The organism is Pseudomonas sp. CCOS 191 (genome assembly GCF_001007005.1).
Classification (GTDB): domain Bacteria; phylum Pseudomonadota; class Gammaproteobacteria; order Pseudomonadales; family Pseudomonadaceae; genus Aquipseudomonas; species Aquipseudomonas soli.
Map to the genome: position 1 here is coordinate 4,885,757 of NZ_LN847264.1, position 16,822 is coordinate 4,902,578.

Sequence of the window (16,822 nt, forward strand, 5' to 3'; positions counted from 1 at the left end):
CGCGGATAGACGGGCGCGACAGCGGAGGTCGCGCGCAGAGGTCAGCCGCGGTGTCGCGATTCGACGGCGTTGCGCAGGGTGTCGATCAGGCTCTGGATACGGGCGTGCTGCATCTTCATGGAGGCCTTGTTGACCACCAGGCGCGAGCTGATCGTGGCGATCAGGTCCTGGGGCTCGAGGCCGTTGGCGCGCAGGGTATTGCCGGTGTCGACCACGTCGATGATCTTGTCGGCAAGGTTGATCAGTGGCGCCAGCTCCATGGAGCCGTACAGCTTGATGATGTCGACCTGGCGGCCCTGTTCGGCATAGTAGCGCTTGGCTACATTGACGAACTTGGTAGCCACGCGCAGGCGGCCTTTGGGCTCTGGTGCGCCGGTTACGCCAGCGGTCATCAGCTTGCACTGGGCGATCTGCAGGTCCAGGGGTTCGTACAGGCCCTGGCCACCGTATTCCATCAGCACGTCCTTGCCGGCCACACCGAGGTCGGCGGCGCCATGCTCGACATAGGTCGGCACATCGGTGGCACGCACGATGAGCAGGCGCACATCATCCTGCGTGGTGGGGATGATCAGCTTGCGGCTCTTGTCCGGATTCTCGGTCGGCACGATACCGGCCTCGGCCAGCAGTGGCAGGGTATCGTCGAGAATACGGCCTTTGGATAGCGCGATGGTCAACATTGGAACGTCGGTCCTTAAGCGTCTACTGCCGGCCGGGCTCAGCAGCCCGACCGCATAGGATTCGGCTGGCGCGTCCCTGCGCCACGATGACTGCTAGCCCGGTACGCGACGGATCTTCGCGCCCAGCATCTGCAGTTTCTCCTCGATGCACTCGTAGCCACGGTCGATGTGGTAGATGCGATCGATCAGGGTGTCGCCTTCGGCGACCAGCGCCGACAGCACCAGGCTGGCGGAAGCACGCAGGTCGGTGGCCATTACCGGCGCACCTTTGAGCGCCTTGACGCCAGTGACGATGGCGGTGTTGCCCTCGACCTGGATCTGCGCGCCCATGCGGTGCATTTCATACACGTGCATGAAGCGGTTTTCGAAGATGGTCTCGATCACCGCGCCAGTGCCTTCGGCGATGGCGTTGAGCGAAATGAACTGCGCCTGCATGTCGGTCGGGAATGCCGGGTACGGAGCGGTACGCAGGTTAACGGCCTTCGGCCGCTTGCCGTGCATGTCCAGCTCGATCCAGTCTTCGCCGGTGGTGATGTCGGCGCCGGCTTCCTTGAGCTTCTCGAGGACAGCTTCGAGGATGGTCGGGTCGGTATCCTTGACCTTGACGCGGCCACCGGTCACGGCAGCGGCGACCAGGTAGGTGCCGGTCTCGATACGGTCGGGCATGACACGGTAGTTGGCCGAGTGCAGGCGCTCGACGCCATCGATAGTGATGGTGTCGGTACCGGCGCCCTGGATCTTCGCACCCATGGCGATCAGGAAGTTGGCCAGGTCGACCACCTCCGGCTCACGGGCGGCGTTCTGCAGCACGCTGCGGCCCTTGGCCAGGGCGGCGGCCATCATGATGTTCTCGGTGCCGGTGACGCTGACGGTATCGAAGAAGAAATGCGCGCCGCGCAGGCCGCCTTCGGGGGCCTTGGCCTTGATGTAGCCGCCTTCGACGTCGATCTTCGCGCCCATGGCCTCGAGGCCGCGGATGTGCAGGTCGACCGGACGCGAACCGATGGCGCAGCCACCCGGCAGGGCCACTTCGGCCTCACCGAAGCGGGCTACCATGGGGCCGAGCACCAGGATCGAGGCGCGCATGGTCTTGACCAGCTCGTAGGGGGCGACCAGGGTCTTGATGGTACGCGGGTCGATCTCCACCGAGAGCTTTTCGTCGATCACAGGCTCGATGCCCATGCGGCCGAACAGCTCGATCATGGTGGTGATGTCGTGCAGGTGCGGCAGGTTGCCGACCGTGACCGGGCCATCGCACAGCAGGGTGGCCGAAAGGATCGGCAGGGCGGAGTTCTTTGCGCCGGAAATGCGGATCTCGCCATCGAGACGCGCGCCACCAGTGATAATCAGTTTGTCCATACGTATCTCGCCGCCAAGTAGGCTCAGGTGCGCTCAGCCCAGGCTGCGCTGCTGAAGAATTTCATGGTTACCGCGTGAATGCTGCCGTTGGCGATCCACGGATTGAGGTGAGCATAGATCGCCTGCTGACGCTTGACCGGGCTCTGGCCGGCCAGCTCGTCGCTGATCACGTTCAACTGGAAGTTGCAGCCTTCGCCTTCAACTTCGACCTGGGTTCCCGGCAATTTCTCTTCCAGAAAGCTTTTAACTTCTACGGCCTGCATGCTCAACCTCGATCGGCGCCCAACGCGCGCGGGTCGGCCATCATACAAAAAAGCCCCTCGCCTGCGAAGCCCATGAAGGGGCGCACTGACCGAGGGGCCTTTCCCGAACGGCAGGGCATCAGCCCGCCAATACCTCATCGAGGTCATAGACCCCGGCAATTTCCTGCATGTTCTCGGGGATACCGCGCAACTCCCAGGTTTTTCCGGCCGTCTGGGCATCGCGCATGAACCCCAGCAGCAACGACAGGCCAACGCTGCTCGACTTGACCACCGCAGTGCAATCGAACACCAGGCGCGACTCGCCACTGGCGGCGATCAACGCCTTGCCCTGTTTGCGCAGGGCCGGGCCGCTGCGGTAATCCAGCACGCCGGCCAGGGCAAGAACGCCCGGCGCGGCCATGCTCACGGCGGCGTCGCTCATTTGACTTCCTTATCCGGCGAGCTGTCGGCCGTTTCCTTGGCCTTGGCCACTTCACCAGCCCAACCGTCGATGGTCTTGTCCAGGTTGTTGCCGTTACGCTGCATGGCATCCTGGAACTGGTCGCGGAACAGCTTGCCGATATTGATGCCGTTGACGATGACGTTACGCACCTTCCACTCGCCGTCCAGCTTGACCATGGTGTACTGCACCGGATAGACCGCGCCGTTGGTGCCGGTGATCTTCATGCCGACGCTGGTGCGATCATCACCCTCGGCCTTGGCCGGATCGACGGTGATGCCCTGGTTGTTGTACTCCAGCAAGGCGTTGCCATAGAACTGCATCAGGCTGCGCTTGAAGTTCTCCTGGAAGCGCTGCATCTGCTCGGGCGAGGCCTTGCGCGAATACTTGACCGTCATGATGCTCTTGGAGATGCCGTCGGCATCGACCACCGGGCCAAGGTTGGCGTTGAGCGCGTTGTAGAACGCATTGGGGTCGGCCTTGTACTGCTCCTTGTTGCTCTTCAGGTCGCTGAGCAACTGGGTGGTGGTGCCCTGGATCACATCACGGGCAGACTGCCCAGGCGCCGCCAGGGCCAGCAGGGGGAAAGCCGCCAGCAGAACCAGCAGGCCACGTCGCAGGATCGAAATCATGGAAACTCCTTAATTAGCCGGTTGAGCTTCTTTCGGTTCCTTGCCCACCGAGTTGAGCAGGAACTTGCCGATCAGATCTTCCAGCACCAGCGCCGACTGCGTGTCGTGGATGGTGCCGCCATCCTTGAGAACCACGTCCTCGCCACCCACGCTGATGCCGATGTACTTCTCGCCCAGCAGGCCGGCGGTCAGGATCGAGGCAGTGGAGTCGGTCGGCAGGTTGTCGACATGCTTGTCCAGCTGCAGCGTCACCCGACCGGTATACGAGTCGCGGTCCAGATCGATGGCCGTGACCTTGCCGATGGTCACACCGGCCATGGTCACTTTAGCTCTGACCGTCAAACCGGCGATATTGTCGAAGTACGCATAAACTTTATATGTGTCGCTGCTCGGGCTGGCCGACAGCCCGCTGACACGCAGGGCCAGCAGCAGCAGCGCCAGGATCCCGGCCAGGAGGAACAGGCCGACACCGATTTCCAGGGTGCGGTTTTGCATCAGAAATCTCCAAACATCAAGGCGGTCAGAATAAAGTCCAGACCCAGGACTGCCAACGAGGCATAGACCACGGTCTTGGTGGTGGCACGGCTGATCCCTTCTGAAGTGGGCTCACAGTCGTACCCCTGGAATACGGCGATCCAGGTGACGACGAAGGCGAACACCAGGCTCTTGATCAGCCCGTTGAGCACGTCGTCGCTGAAAGAGACGCTGTTCTGCATGTTGCCCCAGAACGAGCCTTCGTAGACGCCCAGCCAGTCCACGGCGACCCACGAGCCGCCCCAGATGCCCACCACACTGAAGATCAGCGCCAGCAGCGGCAGCGAAATGAAGCCGGCCCACAGGCGTGGCGCCACGATGTACTTGAGCGGGTCGACGCCGATCATTTCCAGGCTCGACAGCTGCTCGGTGGATTTCATGTTGCCGATTTCGGCGGTCAACGCGGAACCCGCGCGACCGGCGAACAGCAAGGCAGTGACCACCGGCCCAAGCTCGCGCAGCAGGGTCAGGGCGACCATCTGCCCCACCGCCTGTTCCGAGCCGTACTTGTTGAGAATGCTGTAGCCCTGCAGGGCCAGCACCATGCCGATGAACACGCCGGACACGACGATGATCGCCAGCGACAGCACGCCCACCGAATACAGCTGCTTGACCAGCAGCTGGAAACCGCCGCCGATACCACTGCGCCCGCCCAGCGAATGGCCGAGGAACAGGCACGAGCGTCCCAGCACGGCCAGCACATCGATGGCCGAACGACCGAACAGACGGATACGTTCGAGTAAGGATTTTCTGCGCATCAACGCGTCCCCAGCAGATCGGCGCGGTAGTCAGGCGCAGGGAAGTGGAAGGGTACCGGGCCATCCGGGTCGCCTTTCATGAACTGGCGGATGCGCGGGTTGTCCGAGCCCATCAGTTCGTCCGGCGTGCCCTGCCCCAGCACCTGGCCATCGCCGACCACATAGATGTAGTCGGCAATGCTCGCGGTTTCCGCAAGGTCATGGGACACCACGATGCTGGTGATGCCCAGGGCATCGTTGAGCAGGCGGATCAGGCGCACCAGCACGCCCATGGCGATCGGGTCCTGGCCGACGAACGGCTCGTCGTACATGAGGATCTGCGGGTCCAGGGCGATCGCGCGGGCCAGCGCCACACGGCGCTTCATGCCACCGGACAGCTCGTCGGGCATCAGGTCGATGGCGCCGCGCAGGCCCACGGCCTGCAGCTTCATCAGCACGATGTCGCGGATCATCTCGTCCGACAGCTGCGTATGCACCCGCAGCGGGAAGGCCACGTTCTCGAACACATCCAGGTCGGTGAACAGCGCACCGCTCTGGAACAGCACGCCCATCTGCTTGCGCGCATCGAACAGGTCGCCCCGCGACAGCGCGGGCAGGTTCTGCCCATTGACCCAGACTTCGCCGCCGGCCGGGCGCAACTGTGCGCCCATCAGGCGCAGCAAGGTGGTCTTGCCGCACCCCGAAGGCCCCATGATGCCGGTGACCTTGCCGCGGGGAATGCGTATGTCCACGTTGCTGAAAATGCTGCGCGAACCGCGCTTGAAGGTGACGCCCTTCAACTCGACCGCGTAGGCGCTATCCACACTCATCTAGACTCCTTGCTAGTGCAGCCTCGTCATAGTGGACGCCTGCCTTCATCTTGAAGGCACACAGGTCCCCGGCGGGCCGAATAGCGGCGAACTATAGCACCGCTGATAGGCCCGCCCCAAGGCCGTCACCCCACTCGTTCAGGGCGCAGACAGGCAGGCGCGGCATCCATATGACATTCGAAGGATGAGCCTTTCACACATTGCGGCTATAATCGCCGCCTTTTCATCAGGCATTGCGTTTCGACATGACCCAATCCAGCGAGCTGATCCAATCCGCCCAGCGCACCCTGCGCCTCGAACTCGAGGCCGTGGAGGCCCTGCTGGCCCGCATCGACGGGGACTTCGTCAAGGCCTGCGAACTGATCCTGGCCAGCAAGGGACGGGTCGTGGTGGTAGGCATGGGCAAGTCGGGGCACATCGGCAACAAGATCGCCGCCACCCTGGCCAGCACCGGCACCCCGGCGTTCTTCGTGCACCCGGCCGAGGCCAGCCATGGCGACATGGGCATGATCACCCGTGACGATGTCATTCTTGCCCTGTCCAACTCCGGCAGCACCGCCGAGATCGTCACCCTGCTGCCCTTGATCAAGCGCCTGGGCATCCAGATGATCAGCCTCACCGGCAAACCGGACTCGCCCCTGGCCCAGGCCGCCGAGGTCAACCTCGACGCCAGCGTCGCCCAGGAAGCCTGCCCGCTCAACCTGGCACCGACCTCCTCCACCACCGCGGCGCTGGCGCTGGGCGACGCCCTGGCCATTGCCCTGCTGGAGGCTCGTGGCTTCACCGCCGAAGACTTCGCCTTCTCCCACCCGGGCGGCGCGCTGGGCCGTCGCCTGCTGCTGAAGGTCGAGAACGTCATGCATGCCGGCGAAGAGCTGCCCGTGGTAAAGAGCGGCACCCTGCTCAAGGACGCGCTGTTTGAAATGTCTCGCAAAGGTTTGGGCATGACCGTGGTGCTGGGTAACGACGGCAAGCTGGCCGGAGTCTTCACCGACGGTGACCTGCGCCGCAGCCTGGACCGCAACATCGACGTGCACAAGACGCTCATCGACGAAGTCATGACCGTGCACGGCAAGACCGCCCGCGCCGAGATGCTCGCCGCCGAGGCACTGAAAATCATGGAAGACCACAAGATCAGCGCGCTGGTGGTTGTCGACCAGGACGACCGCCCGACCGGCGCCCTGAACATGCACGACCTGCTGCGCGCCGGAGTGATGTAAATGACCCAGGACCTGATGCAACGCGCCAAGGCCATCAAGCTGGCGGTGTTCGACGTCGACGGCGTGCTCACCGATGGCCGCCTGTACTTCCTCGAGGACGGCAGCGAGTTCAAGACCTTCAACACCCTCGACGGCCACGGCATCAAGATGCTCATGGCCTCGGGCGTGACCACCGCGATCATCAGCGGGCGCAAGACCCCCGTGGTCGAGCGCCGGGCGAAGAACCTCGGTATCCCGCACCTGTTCCAGGGCCGCGAGGACAAACTGGTGGTGCTGGACGGCCTGCTCGCCGAACTCAATCTAAGCTATGAACAGGTCGCCTACCTCGGCGACGATCTGCCCGACCTGCCGGTGATCCGCCGCGTCGGCCTGGGCATGGCGGTGCAGAATGCCGCGGCCTTCGTTCGCCAGCACGCCCACGGCGTTACCCAGGCCCGCGGCGGCGAAGGCGCCGCCCGCGAGTTCTGTGAACTGATCATGCAGGCCCAGGGCACCCTGGACGCTGCCAACGCCCATTACCTGTAAGGCTGCCCATGCTCAGCAAGAAGATCAGAAATGTCGCGCTGCTAGGCGGGATTGCCGCCGTGCTGGTTGCTGTTGGCTATTGGAACATCAGCCCGGAAAGCTTCCTCGAACAGCCCCAGGCCCAGGTCGACCAGAGCGCCATCGACTACTACGCGATCAACGCCCACAGCCTGCAGTTCCTGCCCGACGGCAAGCTGCAGTACGAGATGACCGCCGCCAAGGTCGAGCACCTCAAGGCCAGCGAGGTCACCCTGGTGACCACCCCCGACCTGCACATGTACCGTGGCACCGAGTACCCCTGGCATGTGCAGAGCAAGCGCGCCGAGGTCAACCCGGACGGCACCGAGGTGGAGCTGATCGACGAAGTGCGCGTGGCGCGCACCGACGAGAAGCAACGCGAAACCATCATCACCAGCACACGCATGACCGTGTTCCCGCAGAAGCAATATGCGCAGACCGAGCAAGCCGTTAGAATCGACGGCGCCGGTGGCACGACTACGGGCAAAGGAATGAAAGCGTATTTGAAAGAAGGCAGGATGGACCTGCTCTCTAACGTAAGAGGACAGTATGAGGCTCGTTAAAACCATCCCCCTTCTGCTCAGCCTGGGCGTAGCACTGGGAAGCGCGAGCGCCTTCGCCCTGCCGAACGACCGTGACCAGCCGATCCGCATCCAGGCGGACAACGCCCACCTGGACGACAAGCAGGGCGTCGCCACCTACACGGGCGACGTGATCATCACCCAGGGTTCGATGATGATCAAAGGCAACACCGTGACCATGACCCGCGCCGCCAACGGCGATATCGACGTGGTCACCTCGGTGGGCAACCTGGCCTACTTCGAGCAGCAGCAGAGCGCCGCCAAGCCCGACAAGATGAAAGGCTGGGCCGTGACCATCCAGTACCAGGCGCAGAAAGACGTGGTGATCCTCACCGACCGCGCCAAGGTCGAGAACGAAGGCAACACCACCGAAGGCGAGAAGATCGTCTACAACACCAAGACCCAGGTGGCTACCGCCGGGCGCGGTGGCAACGTGACTGCACCGCGTCAGCGTATCGACATGGTCATTCAACCGAAGAAAAAGGCCGAGTAAATGGCAACCCTCAAAGCCCAGCACCTGGCCAAGAGCTACAAGGGCAGGCAAGTCGTGCGCGACGTCAGCCTGTCCATCGACAGCGGCCAGATCGTCGGCCTGCTCGGCCCCAACGGCGCCGGCAAGACCACCTGTTTCTACATGATTGTCGGCCTGGTCCAGGCCGACCAGGGCCGTGTACTGATCGACAGCCTCGACGTCAGCCACCAGCCGATGCACGGGCGCGCCCAGGCCGGTATCGGCTACCTGCCGCAGGAAGCCTCGATCTTCCGCAAGCTGTCGGTGGCCGACAACATCATGGCCATTCTCGAGACCCGCAAGGACCTCGACCGCGAAGGCCGACGCAAGGAGCTGGAAAGCCTGCTGCAGGAATTCCACATCAGCCACATCCGCGACAACCTGGGCATGAGCCTGTCCGGTGGTGAGCGTCGCCGGGTCGAGATCGCCCGCGCCCTGGCTACCGCACCCAAGTTCATCTTGCTGGACGAACCGTTCGCCGGTGTCGACCCAATTTCCGTCGGCGACATCAAGCAGATCATCCACCACCTCAAGAACAAGGGCATCGGTGTACTGATCACCGACCACAACGTTCGCGAGACCCTGGACATCTGCGAGACGGCCTACATCGTCAACGATGGCCAACTGATCGCCGAAGGCGATGCCGAGACCATCCTGGCCAACCAGTTGGTCAAGGAAGTTTACCTGGGGCATGAGTTCCGACTCTGACCGCAGGCCTGCCCGGAGCACTGGCGAATGCGCCTGATCGGGGCTTAAGTTGTTACAGTGCTCTAGGCAAACGCTGCAATTTCAGGCATATAACTTGCTTAAAGTCGGCGCCCAAGCGCCCTACGTGTAGTGGATGGCGCATGCGCGCCGGCAACAAGGTATTAAGCCCCAGCCATGAAACCATCGCTCGTCCTAAAAATGGGCCAGCAACTGACGATGACACCTCAGTTGCAACAGGCCATCCGCCTGCTTCAGCTCTCCACCCTGGACCTCCAGCAGGAAATCCAGGAAGCGCTGGAGTCCAACCCGATGCTCGAACGTCAGGAAGACGGCGAGGACTTCGACAACAGCGACCCGATGGCGGACAACGCCGAGAACAAGCCGGTCGCCGAAGCCCAGGACAACAGTTTCCAGGAAACCTCCAGCAGTAACACGGAAAACCTCGAGGACGGCGAGTGGGCCGAGCGGATCCCCAACGAATTGCCGGTCGATACCGCCTGGGAAGACATCTACCAGACCAGCGCCAGCAGCCTGCCCAGCAACGATGACGACGAATGGGACTTCACCACTCGCACATCGGTGGGCGAGAGCCTGCAAAGCCACCTGCTATGGCAGCTCAACCTGGCGCCGATGTCCGACACCGACCGCCTGATCGCCGTTACCCTGATCGACAGCATCAACGCCCAGGGCTACCTGGAAGACACCCTCGAAGAAATCTGCGCCGGTTTTGACCCCGAGCTGGACATCGAGCTGGACGAGGTCGAGGCGGTACTGCACCGCATCCAGCAGTTCGAGCCTGCCGGCATCGGCGCCCGCACCCTCGGCGAATGCCTGTTGTTGCAACTGCGCCAGCTGCCGGCCTCGACACCCTGGATGAGCGAGGCACAGCGCCTGGTCACCGACTTCATCGACCTGCTCGGCAGCCGCGACTACAGCCAGCTGATGCGCCGCATGAAGCTCAAGGAAGACGAGCTGCGCCAGATCATCGAACTGGTGCAGAGCCTCAACCCGCGCCCAGGCTCGCAGATCGAGTCCAGTGAACCCGAGTACGTCGTGCCCGACGTCATCGTGCGCAAGGACAGCGAGCGCTGGCTGGTCGAGCTCAACCAGGAGGCAGTGCCGAAGCTGCGCGTCAATCCGCAGTACGCCGGCTTCGTCCGGCGCGCCGACACCAGCGCCGACAACACCTTCATGCGCAACCAGTTGCAGGAAGCGCGCTGGTTCATCAAGAGCCTGCAGAGCCGCAACGAGACGCTGATGAAAGTGGCGACGCAGATCGTCGAACACCAGCGTGGCTTCCTCGACCATGGCGACGAGGCCATGAAGCCGCTGGTCCTGCATGACATCGCCGAGGCGGTGGGCATGCACGAATCGACCATCTCCCGGGTGACCACGCAGAAATACATGCATACCCCGCGCGGCATCTACGAACTGAAATACTTTTTCTCGAGCCACGTGAGCACCGCCGAAGGCGGCGAATGCTCGTCCACGGCAATCCGCGCGATCATCAAGAAACTGGTGGCTGCGGAAAATCAGAAAAAGCCATTGAGTGACAGCAAGATCGCTGGTTTACTGGAGGCACAAGGCATCCAGGTAGCCCGTCGCACCGTCGCCAAGTATCGCGAGTCGTTGGGGATCGCCCCCTCGAGCGAGCGCAAGCGGCTGATGTAGCCCCCGGATGTGCCACAGCGTTTCAGTGGCAGGTGCAACACCTGCCTCTTTATGCACGGGCAACAAAGGAGAAGCTGTATGCAAGTCAACATCAGTGGACAGCATGTAGAAGTCACCCAACCACTGCGCGATTACGTGCTCGAGAAGCTCGCCCGGGTGGAGGGTCATTTCGACAAGATCACCAACGTGACGGTGATCATGAAAGTCGAGAAGCTTCAGCAGAAGATCGAAGCCACGCTCCAGATTCCCGGCGGTGAGGTGGTTGCAAACGCCGAACACCAAGACATGTATGCAGCCATCGATGCCCTGGCCGACAAGCTCGACCGCCAACTGAAAAAACACAAGGAAAAACAGCAAAGCCTGCTGCAAGGCGCAGCCGCCCGCTGATCCCCCTCATCCATGATCCGACTTGAAACCATCCTGACCCCCGGCCGTTCCCTCGTGAACGTGCCGGGCGGCAGTAAGAAGCGCGCCCTGGAAAAGGTCGCCAACCTGATCGCCGAGCAAGTACCCGAGCTGGAGATGCAAGACGTCTTCGACAGCCTGTGGGCTCGCGAAAAACTGGGCTCCACCGGTTTTGGCAATGGCATCGCCATTCCCCACTGCCGCCTGGCAGGTTGCAGCGCGCCTGTCAGCGCCCTGCTGCACCTGGACGCCCCCATCGATTACGATGCCATCGACGGCGCCCCGGTCGACCTGCTGTTTGTCCTGCTGGTCCCGGAAGCCGCCACCGACGCCCACCTTGAACTGCTGCGCCAGATCGCCAGCATGCTCGATCGCAAGGAGGTCCGCGATCGCCTGCGTGCCGCCGACAGCAGCGAGACCCTCTACCAGGTCGTCCTGGACGTACAGAACGAGCACTGAACATGCGCCTGATCATCGTCAGCGGTCGCTCCGGCTCCGGTAAGAGCACCGCCCTCGACGTACTGGAAGACAACGGCTACTACTGCATCGACAACCTGCCCGCCGGGCTGTTGCCGCAGCTGGCTGAAAACGCCTTGATCAATACCGAGCTGCTGCAGCCCAAGGTTGCGGTCTCGATCGATGCACGCAACCTGCCCAGCCATCTTTCGCGCTTCCCGCAGTTGCTGGAGGAGGCACGTTCCCGGCATATCCAGTGCGACGTGCTGTATCTGGATGCCGACGAAGACACGCTGCTCAAGCGCTTCTCGGAAACCCGCCGCCGCCACCCACTGACCAACGACAGCCGTTCGCTGGCTGAGGCAATCCGGGTGGAGAGCGAGCTGCTGGGGCCGATTGCCGACCTTGCCGACCTGAAGATCGACACCACCAACCTGAACCTGTACCAGTTGCGTGACTCGATCAAGCTGCGCCTGCTCAACCAGCCCGAGCCCGGCACTGCGTTTCTCGTCGAGTCATTCGGTTTCAAGCGTGGCATGCCGGTGGACGCCGACCTGGTGTTCGACGTGCGCTGCCTGCCCAATCCGTACTGGAAGCCGGAACTTCGCGAACATTCCGGCCTCGAACAGCCGGTGATCGACTACCTGGCCGCGCAGCCGGACGTCGAGGAGATGTTCCAGGACATTTCCAGCTACCTGCTCAAATGGCTGCCGCGCTTCGCCGCCAGCAACCGTGCCTACGTCACCATCGCCATCGGCTGTACCGGCGGCCACCACCGCTCGGTGTACATTACCGAACGGCTTGGCCAACTGCTCCAGCAATCCCTGAAAAACGTCCAGGTCCGCCACCGCGACCTCTAGCCACAGGATCCGCCCCACGATGCCCGCCCGCGAAATCACCATCATCAACAAGCTGGGCCTGCATGCGCGGGCGGCCGCCAAGTTCGTCGGCGTGGCCGGGCGTTTCCCCTGCCAGGTACGGGTCGGACGCGCGCCGGACAAGCTGGTGGACGGCAAGAGCATCATGGCGGTGATGATGCTCGCCGCCGGCAAGGGCACTCAGGTGCACCTGCTCACCGAGGGCGAGCAGGACACCGACGCCATGGAAGCGTTGGTCGCGTTGATCGAGAACTTCTTCGACGAAGGCGAATGAGCCAGGCGAGGACAGCCAACGGATAACTGGAGCGTGGGAGCGGGCTTGCCCCGCGATGCCATTATCGCCGGTGCAATGCATCGCGGGGCAAGCCCGCTCCCACGCCAATACTGCGATGACTGCTTCGCCAGCAAGGCTGGCTCCGGCAGTTTCTGAGCTGCAGCGTCAGGACATCGCCGTGTCCATCACCATCATCAGACAGAACCCGACACACAACCCCAGGCTCGCCAGGCGGTGATGCCCGTTGCTGCGTGACTCTGGAATGATCTCCTGGGTCACCACCAGCAGCATCGCCCCCGCCGCACAGGCCAGGCCCAGCGGCAGCAACAGTTCGGCGATGTTCACCAGCCAGGCACAGATCACCGCGGCCAGCGGCTCGACCAGCCCCGATGCCGCACCGATCAGGAACGCCTTGAAACGCGGCATGCCCGCCCCGGCCAGCACCAGCGCGATCACCAGGCCCTCCGGCACATCCTGCAGCGCGATGCCCATGGCCAGGCTATCGGCATCAGGCATCCCGCCTCCGGCGGAAACCCCGATGGCCATGCCCTCGGGGATGTTGTGGGCAATGATGGCAATGACGAACAGCCAGATCCGCGCGGCGATTACCGGTTGCTGCTCACTGCCGACCAGAGCCTCCGGCGAAGCGCCGGAGACCTTAAGGTCGACCAGGAACAGGCACAACGCGCCGAACAACAGGCCGCTGCTGATCACACCACCGGCGCCCCATGGGCTGAAGCCGATGGCCTGGGCCGCATCCAGCCCGGGAATGATCAGCGAGAATGCGGTGGCCGCCAACATCACCCCGGCCCCAAAACCGAGCAAGGTGTCGGCCACGGCCACTGGCATGTTGCGGATTACCAGCACCGGCACTGCGCCCAAGGCCGTCCCCAATGCGCACAGTGCTCCGCCCTCCAGGGCTCGCAACATGCGCGGTTCCAGGTCCAGCCAGGCGATGCCACGCGACACCAGCAATGCGGTGCCGACCAGCAACAGCACGGTCCCAAGCGCCAAGCGGAACAGGCGCACACTGCTGACAGACATCACCTCGGAGCGCATACCGGTCAGACTCACTTCAGGGCTTCAAGGTAGCGGCGTTCCACTTCGGTCCAGTCGACCACGTTGTAGAAGGCGCCAATGTACTCAGGACGACGGTTCTGGTACTTCAGGTAATAGGCGTGCTCCCACACATCCAGGCCGAGGATCGGTGTATTGCCGTGCATCAGCGGGCTGTCCTGGTTACCGCTGCTCTCCACCACCAGAATTTTCTGCGGGGTCACGCTGAGCCAGGCCCAGCCACTGCCGAAGCGGGTCAACGCGGCCTTGGTGAAGGCCTCCTTGAACGCCTCGAAACCACCGAGCTGCTGGTCAATGGCCTTGGCTACCTGACCCTCGGGTTGGCCACCGCCCTTGGGCGACATGACGGTCCAGAACAACGTGTGGTTGGCATGGCCACCGCCCTGGTTGACCACCGCCCCTTGCAGTTTCTCGGGCAGTTGCTTGACCGCGCCCACCAGTCGCTCCACCGGCCATTCGGCCCATTCGGTGCCCTCGATGGCGGCGTTGAGGTTGTTGATGTAGGTCTGATGGTGCTTGCTGTGGTGGATCTCCATGGTCTGGGTGTCGATGTGCGGTTCCAGCGCATCGTAGGCGTAGGGCAACGCAGGCAAGGTATGTGGCATATCAATGGATTCCGTAGGCAGGTTTGCGATCCGTGATGTCCGCGTGCGCGACCAGCTCGCTGGCTGCGGGCGCCTGGCGGTTCAGCAGGCGCTCGGTACGCGGGTATTGGCCGTACTCGGCGATGAAACTCAGCAGTTCGGTGTAGGTACGCCCGCTGTGGCGCAAGGCCGCGTCGCGCAGAGCCTGGGGCAGGCGCGGATCCTGGCTGGCCTGGAGCAGCCGCTGGTGCGCCGCGCACAGGTAGTCGGCGCTTTCGTGCGGCTGGTTCAGGCGCAGGTGCAGGTCGGCCAAGTTGTGGTGGGCGATGACTAGTGCGGCCACCGCCTCGTCGACGTCATGCCAGCGCTCGAACAGCACCTGGGCCAAGGCCAGTGCTTGCAGGTAGTGCTCCCGGGCGTCGACCAGCTCGCCCTGCTCGAACAGGCGGTTTGCATCTTGGGTGGTGCGTTTCCAATGCTGCATGACGTGCCTCCTGGGCGGCCCGGGTTCAGATGCCGCCAGCGGTGAGTTTTTCCGGGTCCAGCAGCGCTTCGAGCTGATCACGCGACAGGTCGGTGTGCTCCAGCGCCACATCGATGATCGGACGCCCTTGCTTGTAGGCGGTCTTGGCGATCTCGGCGGCCTTCAGGTAGCCGATGATCGGATTCAGCGCGGTGACCAGGATCGGGTTGCGCGACAGCGCCTCCTTGAGCTTGGCCTCGTTGACCTTGAAGCTGGCAATCGCCTTGTCGGCCAGCAAACGGCTGACGTTGGCCATCAGCTCGATGCTCTCCAGCAGGTTGCGGGCAATTACCGGCAACATCACGTTGAGCTCGAAGTTGCCCGACTGGCCGGCCACGGCGATGGTCGCGTCGTTGCCGATCACCTGGGCGGCGACCATCGCGGTGGCCTCCGGGATCACCGGGTTGACCTTGCCCGGCATGATCGAAGAGCCTGGTTGCAGGCCTTGCAGCTCGATTTCACCAAGGCCGGCGAGCGGGCCGGAGTTCATCCAGCGCAGGTCGTTGGCGATCTTCATCAGCGCCACGGCAGCCGTCTTGAGCTGGCCCGACAGCGCCACGGCGGTGTCCTGGGAGCCGATCAGGGCAAACAGGTTCTCGCCGGGGGTGAACTCGACCTGGGTCAGGCCACTCAACTGGCGGGCAAAGCCTGCGGCGAACTGTGGGTGGGCATTGATCCCGGTGCCCACGGCCGTGCCGCCCTGGGCCAGCGCTTGCAGGCTCGGCAACGTGGCTTCGATATGCGCCTGGGCACCCTTGATCTGGGCGGCCCAGCCACCGAGCACCTGGCTCATGCGTACCGGCATCGCGTCCATCAAATGGGTGCGGCCAGTCTTCACGTGCTTGTGCACCTCGACTGCCTTGGCCTCGATCACCTGGGTGAGGTGGCGCAAGGCCGGCAGCAGCTGTTCGTGCAGGGCCAGGGCGGCGCTTACGTGAATGGTGGTGGGGATGATGTCGTTGCTGCTCTGGCCACAGTTGACGTGGTCATTGGCATTGACCGGCTCGCCCAGCACATGGCTGGCCAGGGTCGCGATGACCTCGTTGGCGTTCATGTTCGAGCTGGTGCCGGAGCCGGTCTGGAACACGTCCACCGGGAAGTGCTGGATGAAATCCTCGGCCAGCAGCTGTTCCACCGCCTTGACGATGGCCGCGCCCTGCCCTGCGCTGAGCTGTTCCAGCTCGACGTTGGCCTTGGCCGCAGCGGCTTTGGCCAGCAGCAAGGCACGGATGAACTGGGCCGGCATCGGCTTGCCGCTGACCGGGAAGTTGTCGACCGCGCGCTGGGTCTGGGCACCGTACAGGGCCTGGGCCGGCACCTGCAGTTCACCCATGCTGTCGCGCTCGATACGGGTATCACTCATCTTCAAGTCCTTGCATCAGTTCTTCGGGAGAAATCGACGGCAGCAGCACGCAATTGGCGAGCTGCATCGCGTAGGGCTGCCAACGCTGGTTCTGTTCGAGGCGGTCGAGATTGCGCAGGTCGAGCAGCGGGCGCCAGGCCTGGTCCAGGCACAGGCAGCGCCAGTGCCAGGGCAACATACGATCGTTGGCGGTATCGAGCAGCAGACGCAAGGCGGTCAAGGCCACCGTCCACGGCGAGGTCTCGGTGCAGCACACCAGATAGCGGCCTTCGGCGAGGTAGTGCTCGATCAGGCGTGGCTCGTCGGGTTCCAGCGCGCAACGGATGCGCCGGCTGAGCCAGCGCCAGTTTTCCAGGTAGGGCAGTTCGTGGAGGACGGTTTTCATGAACATCATCGCCGGGTTACTGGATAATGATATTCATTATTAAGTGATAAATAGAATCAGTTCAAGCTAGACGATAGGCAAAATAAACCCGGCGCGATGGCCGGGTTGTTCGTCACCAAAAATACTGATGCGTGGGAGCGGGCTTGCCCCGCGATAGCTGCAATGGCCAATC

Annotated in this window: 23 protein-coding genes; 10 read left to right on the plus strand and 13 right to left on the minus strand. The window is 63.2% G+C overall.

Features of this window, described 5'->3' with window-relative positions; all coding sequences use genetic code 11:
- Positions 1-41: 41 nt before the first annotated feature.
- From hisG to CCOS191_RS21805, 8 genes are all read right to left on the minus strand, one after another.
- Complete coding sequence (gene hisG / locus CCOS191_RS21770; RefSeq protein ID WP_023630427.1) at positions 42-677, minus strand: ATP phosphoribosyltransferase; 636 nt, start codon at positions 675-677, stop codon at positions 42-44.
- A 93-nt stretch (positions 678-770) separates the two neighbouring features.
- Positions 771-2,036 carry a UDP-N-acetylglucosamine 1-carboxyvinyltransferase gene (gene murA, locus CCOS191_RS21775; protein ID WP_046856963.1) on the minus strand — a complete coding sequence of 422 codons (1,266 nt, stop codon included), beginning with the start codon at positions 2,034-2,036 and terminating at the stop codon, positions 771-773.
- A 23-nt stretch (positions 2,037-2,059) separates the two neighbouring features.
- Positions 2,060-2,299, minus strand: a complete 240-nt coding sequence (locus tag CCOS191_RS21780) for a BolA family protein (RefSeq protein ID WP_023630425.1) — start codon at positions 2,297-2,299, stop codon at positions 2,060-2,062.
- Between the two features lie 118 nt (positions 2,300-2,417).
- Complete coding sequence (locus CCOS191_RS21785; protein ID WP_046856964.1) at positions 2,418-2,720, minus strand: STAS domain-containing protein; 303 nt, start codon at positions 2,718-2,720, stop codon at positions 2,418-2,420.
- Positions 2,717-3,370 (minus strand): MlaC/ttg2D family ABC transporter substrate-binding protein, encoded by a 654-nt coding sequence (locus CCOS191_RS21790; RefSeq protein ID WP_046856965.1) that lies wholly within the window; start codon positions 3,368-3,370, stop codon positions 2,717-2,719. Before CCOS191_RS21790 ends, CCOS191_RS21785 begins: the two co-directional genes overlap by 4 nt.
- Before the next feature lie 9 nt (positions 3,371-3,379).
- The gene (gene mlaD / locus CCOS191_RS21795; RefSeq protein ID WP_046856966.1) at positions 3,380-3,865 is read right to left on the minus strand and encodes an outer membrane lipid asymmetry maintenance protein MlaD; all 486 of its coding nucleotides are present in this window, start codon (positions 3,863-3,865) and stop codon (positions 3,380-3,382) included.
- Positions 3,865-4,662: a lipid asymmetry maintenance ABC transporter permease subunit MlaE gene (mlaE, locus tag CCOS191_RS21800; protein WP_031315029.1), complete on the minus strand. Its 798-nt coding sequence runs from the start codon at positions 4,660-4,662 to the stop codon at positions 3,865-3,867. The genes mlaD and mlaE overlap by 1 nt, the downstream gene beginning before the upstream one ends.
- Entirely contained in the window at positions 4,662-5,471 is an 810-nt protein-coding gene (locus CCOS191_RS21805) for an ATP-binding cassette domain-containing protein (RefSeq protein ID WP_023630420.1), read from the minus strand. The genes mlaE and CCOS191_RS21805 overlap by 1 nt, the downstream gene beginning before the upstream one ends.
- Before the next feature lie 245 nt (positions 5,472-5,716).
- Between CCOS191_RS21805 and CCOS191_RS21810 the strand changes: the two genes are divergently transcribed.
- The 10 genes from CCOS191_RS21810 to CCOS191_RS21855 all read left to right on the plus strand — a co-directional run bounded on the left by CCOS191_RS21810 (position 5,717) and on the right by CCOS191_RS21855 (position 12,718).
- Positions 5,717-6,691 carry a KpsF/GutQ family sugar-phosphate isomerase gene (locus CCOS191_RS21810; RefSeq protein WP_038707430.1) on the plus strand — a complete coding sequence of 325 codons (975 nt, stop codon included), beginning with the start codon at positions 5,717-5,719 and terminating at the stop codon, positions 6,689-6,691.
- The gene (locus CCOS191_RS21815; RefSeq protein WP_046856967.1) at positions 6,692-7,216 is read left to right on the plus strand and encodes a KdsC family phosphatase; all 525 of its coding nucleotides are present in this window, start codon (positions 6,692-6,694) and stop codon (positions 7,214-7,216) included.
- An 8-nt stretch (positions 7,217-7,224) separates the two neighbouring features.
- Complete coding sequence (lptC, locus tag CCOS191_RS21820; protein WP_046856968.1) at positions 7,225-7,797, plus strand: LPS export ABC transporter periplasmic protein LptC; 573 nt, start codon at positions 7,225-7,227, stop codon at positions 7,795-7,797.
- Positions 7,784-8,308 carry a lipopolysaccharide transport periplasmic protein LptA gene (lptA, locus tag CCOS191_RS21825; protein WP_023629083.1) on the plus strand — a complete coding sequence of 175 codons (525 nt, stop codon included), beginning with the start codon at positions 7,784-7,786 and terminating at the stop codon, positions 8,306-8,308. Before lptC ends, lptA begins: the two co-directional genes overlap by 14 nt.
- Positions 8,309-9,034, plus strand: coding sequence for an LPS export ABC transporter ATP-binding protein (gene lptB / locus CCOS191_RS21830; protein WP_023629084.1), 726 nt, complete (start codon positions 8,309-8,311; stop codon positions 9,032-9,034).
- Between the two features lie 174 nt (positions 9,035-9,208).
- Positions 9,209-10,705 (plus strand): RNA polymerase factor sigma-54, encoded by a 1,497-nt coding sequence (locus CCOS191_RS21835; protein ID WP_023629085.1) that lies wholly within the window; start codon positions 9,209-9,211, stop codon positions 10,703-10,705.
- A 78-nt stretch (positions 10,706-10,783) separates the two neighbouring features.
- Positions 10,784-11,092, plus strand: a complete 309-nt coding sequence (hpf, locus tag CCOS191_RS21840) for a ribosome hibernation-promoting factor, HPF/YfiA family (protein ID WP_023629086.1) — start codon at positions 10,784-10,786, stop codon at positions 11,090-11,092.
- A 12-nt stretch (positions 11,093-11,104) separates the two neighbouring features.
- Positions 11,105-11,569 carry a PTS IIA-like nitrogen regulatory protein PtsN gene (gene ptsN, locus CCOS191_RS21845; RefSeq protein WP_046856969.1) on the plus strand — a complete coding sequence of 155 codons (465 nt, stop codon included), beginning with the start codon at positions 11,105-11,107 and terminating at the stop codon, positions 11,567-11,569.
- A gap of 2 nt (positions 11,570-11,571) precedes the next feature.
- On the plus strand, positions 11,572-12,426 hold the full coding sequence (gene rapZ / locus CCOS191_RS21850) for an RNase adapter RapZ (protein WP_023629088.1): 855 nt from the start codon (positions 11,572-11,574) through the stop codon (positions 12,424-12,426).
- 19 nt (positions 12,427-12,445) lie between these two features.
- Complete coding sequence (locus CCOS191_RS21855) at positions 12,446-12,718, plus strand: HPr family phosphocarrier protein (protein WP_046856970.1); 273 nt, start codon at positions 12,446-12,448, stop codon at positions 12,716-12,718.
- A 165-nt stretch (positions 12,719-12,883) separates the two neighbouring features.
- Here the strand turns inward: CCOS191_RS21855 and CCOS191_RS21860 are convergent, their stop codons facing one another.
- The 5 genes from CCOS191_RS21860 to CCOS191_RS21880 are packed head-to-tail and all read right to left on the minus strand — an operon-like array spanning position 12,884 to position 16,659.
- Positions 12,884-13,777: a ZIP family metal transporter gene (locus CCOS191_RS21860; RefSeq protein WP_046857899.1), complete on the minus strand. Its 894-nt coding sequence runs from the start codon at positions 13,775-13,777 to the stop codon at positions 12,884-12,886.
- An 11-nt stretch (positions 13,778-13,788) separates the two neighbouring features.
- A complete protein-coding gene (locus CCOS191_RS21865; protein ID WP_046856971.1) occupies positions 13,789-14,400 on the minus strand; it encodes a superoxide dismutase in 612 nt (203 codons plus the stop codon).
- A 1-nt stretch (position 14,401) separates the two neighbouring features.
- Positions 14,402-14,863 carry a DUF2753 family protein gene (locus CCOS191_RS21870; protein WP_046856972.1) on the minus strand — a complete coding sequence of 154 codons (462 nt, stop codon included), beginning with the start codon at positions 14,861-14,863 and terminating at the stop codon, positions 14,402-14,404.
- Positions 14,864-14,888: 25 nt separating this feature from the next.
- Positions 14,889-16,265 carry a class II fumarate hydratase gene (locus CCOS191_RS21875; RefSeq protein ID WP_046856973.1) on the minus strand — a complete coding sequence of 459 codons (1,377 nt, stop codon included), beginning with the start codon at positions 16,263-16,265 and terminating at the stop codon, positions 14,889-14,891.
- Positions 16,258-16,659 (minus strand): hypothetical protein, encoded by a 402-nt coding sequence (locus CCOS191_RS21880; protein WP_046856974.1) that lies wholly within the window; start codon positions 16,657-16,659, stop codon positions 16,258-16,260. The genes CCOS191_RS21875 and CCOS191_RS21880 overlap by 8 nt, the downstream gene beginning before the upstream one ends.
- Positions 16,660-16,822: the final 163 nt, after the last annotated feature.

Bases quoted from the DNA above. Each gene is read 5' to 3' on its own strand.
- hisG (WP_023630427.1), bottom strand. From the start codon at position 677: ATGTTGACCATCGCGCTATCCAAAGGCCGTATTCTCGACGATACCCTG.
- murA (WP_046856963.1), bottom strand. From the start codon at position 2,036: ATGGACAAACTGATTATCACTGGTGGCGCGCGTCTCGATGGCGAGATC.
- CCOS191_RS21780 (WP_023630425.1), bottom strand. From the start codon at position 2,299: ATGCAGGCCGTAGAAGTTAAAAGCTTTCTGGAAGAGAAATTGCCGGGA.
- CCOS191_RS21785 (WP_046856964.1), bottom strand. From the start codon at position 2,720: ATGAGCGACGCCGCCGTGAGCATGGCCGCGCCGGGCGTTCTTGCCCTG.
- CCOS191_RS21790 (WP_046856965.1), bottom strand. From the start codon at position 3,370: ATGATTTCGATCCTGCGACGTGGCCTGCTGGTTCTGCTGGCGGCTTTC.
- mlaD (WP_046856966.1), bottom strand. From the start codon at position 3,865: ATGCAAAACCGCACCCTGGAAATCGGTGTCGGCCTGTTCCTCCTGGCC.
- mlaE (WP_031315029.1), bottom strand. From the start codon at position 4,662: ATGCGCAGAAAATCCTTACTCGAACGTATCCGTCTGTTCGGTCGTTCG.
- CCOS191_RS21805 (WP_023630420.1), bottom strand. From the start codon at position 5,471: ATGAGTGTGGATAGCGCCTACGCGGTCGAGTTGAAGGGCGTCACCTTC.
- CCOS191_RS21810 (WP_038707430.1), top strand. From the start codon at position 5,717: ATGACCCAATCCAGCGAGCTGATCCAATCCGCCCAGCGCACCCTGCGC.
- CCOS191_RS21815 (WP_046856967.1), top strand. From the start codon at position 6,692: ATGACCCAGGACCTGATGCAACGCGCCAAGGCCATCAAGCTGGCGGTG.
- lptC (WP_046856968.1), top strand. From the start codon at position 7,225: ATGCTCAGCAAGAAGATCAGAAATGTCGCGCTGCTAGGCGGGATTGCC.
- lptA (WP_023629083.1), top strand. From the start codon at position 7,784: ATGAGGCTCGTTAAAACCATCCCCCTTCTGCTCAGCCTGGGCGTAGCA.
- lptB (WP_023629084.1), top strand. From the start codon at position 8,309: ATGGCAACCCTCAAAGCCCAGCACCTGGCCAAGAGCTACAAGGGCAGG.
- CCOS191_RS21835 (WP_023629085.1), top strand. From the start codon at position 9,209: ATGAAACCATCGCTCGTCCTAAAAATGGGCCAGCAACTGACGATGACA.
- hpf (WP_023629086.1), top strand. From the start codon at position 10,784: ATGCAAGTCAACATCAGTGGACAGCATGTAGAAGTCACCCAACCACTG.
- ptsN (WP_046856969.1), top strand. From the start codon at position 11,105: ATGATCCGACTTGAAACCATCCTGACCCCCGGCCGTTCCCTCGTGAAC.
- rapZ (WP_023629088.1), top strand. From the start codon at position 11,572: ATGCGCCTGATCATCGTCAGCGGTCGCTCCGGCTCCGGTAAGAGCACC.
- CCOS191_RS21855 (WP_046856970.1), top strand. From the start codon at position 12,446: ATGCCCGCCCGCGAAATCACCATCATCAACAAGCTGGGCCTGCATGCG.
- CCOS191_RS21860 (WP_046857899.1), bottom strand. From the start codon at position 13,777: ATGCGCTCCGAGGTGATGTCTGTCAGCAGTGTGCGCCTGTTCCGCTTG.
- CCOS191_RS21865 (WP_046856971.1), bottom strand. From the start codon at position 14,400: ATGCCACATACCTTGCCTGCGTTGCCCTACGCCTACGATGCGCTGGAA.
- CCOS191_RS21870 (WP_046856972.1), bottom strand. From the start codon at position 14,863: ATGCAGCATTGGAAACGCACCACCCAAGATGCAAACCGCCTGTTCGAG.
- CCOS191_RS21875 (WP_046856973.1), bottom strand. From the start codon at position 16,265: ATGAGTGATACCCGTATCGAGCGCGACAGCATGGGTGAACTGCAGGTG.
- CCOS191_RS21880 (WP_046856974.1), bottom strand. From the start codon at position 16,659: ATGATGTTCATGAAAACCGTCCTCCACGAACTGCCCTACCTGGAAAAC.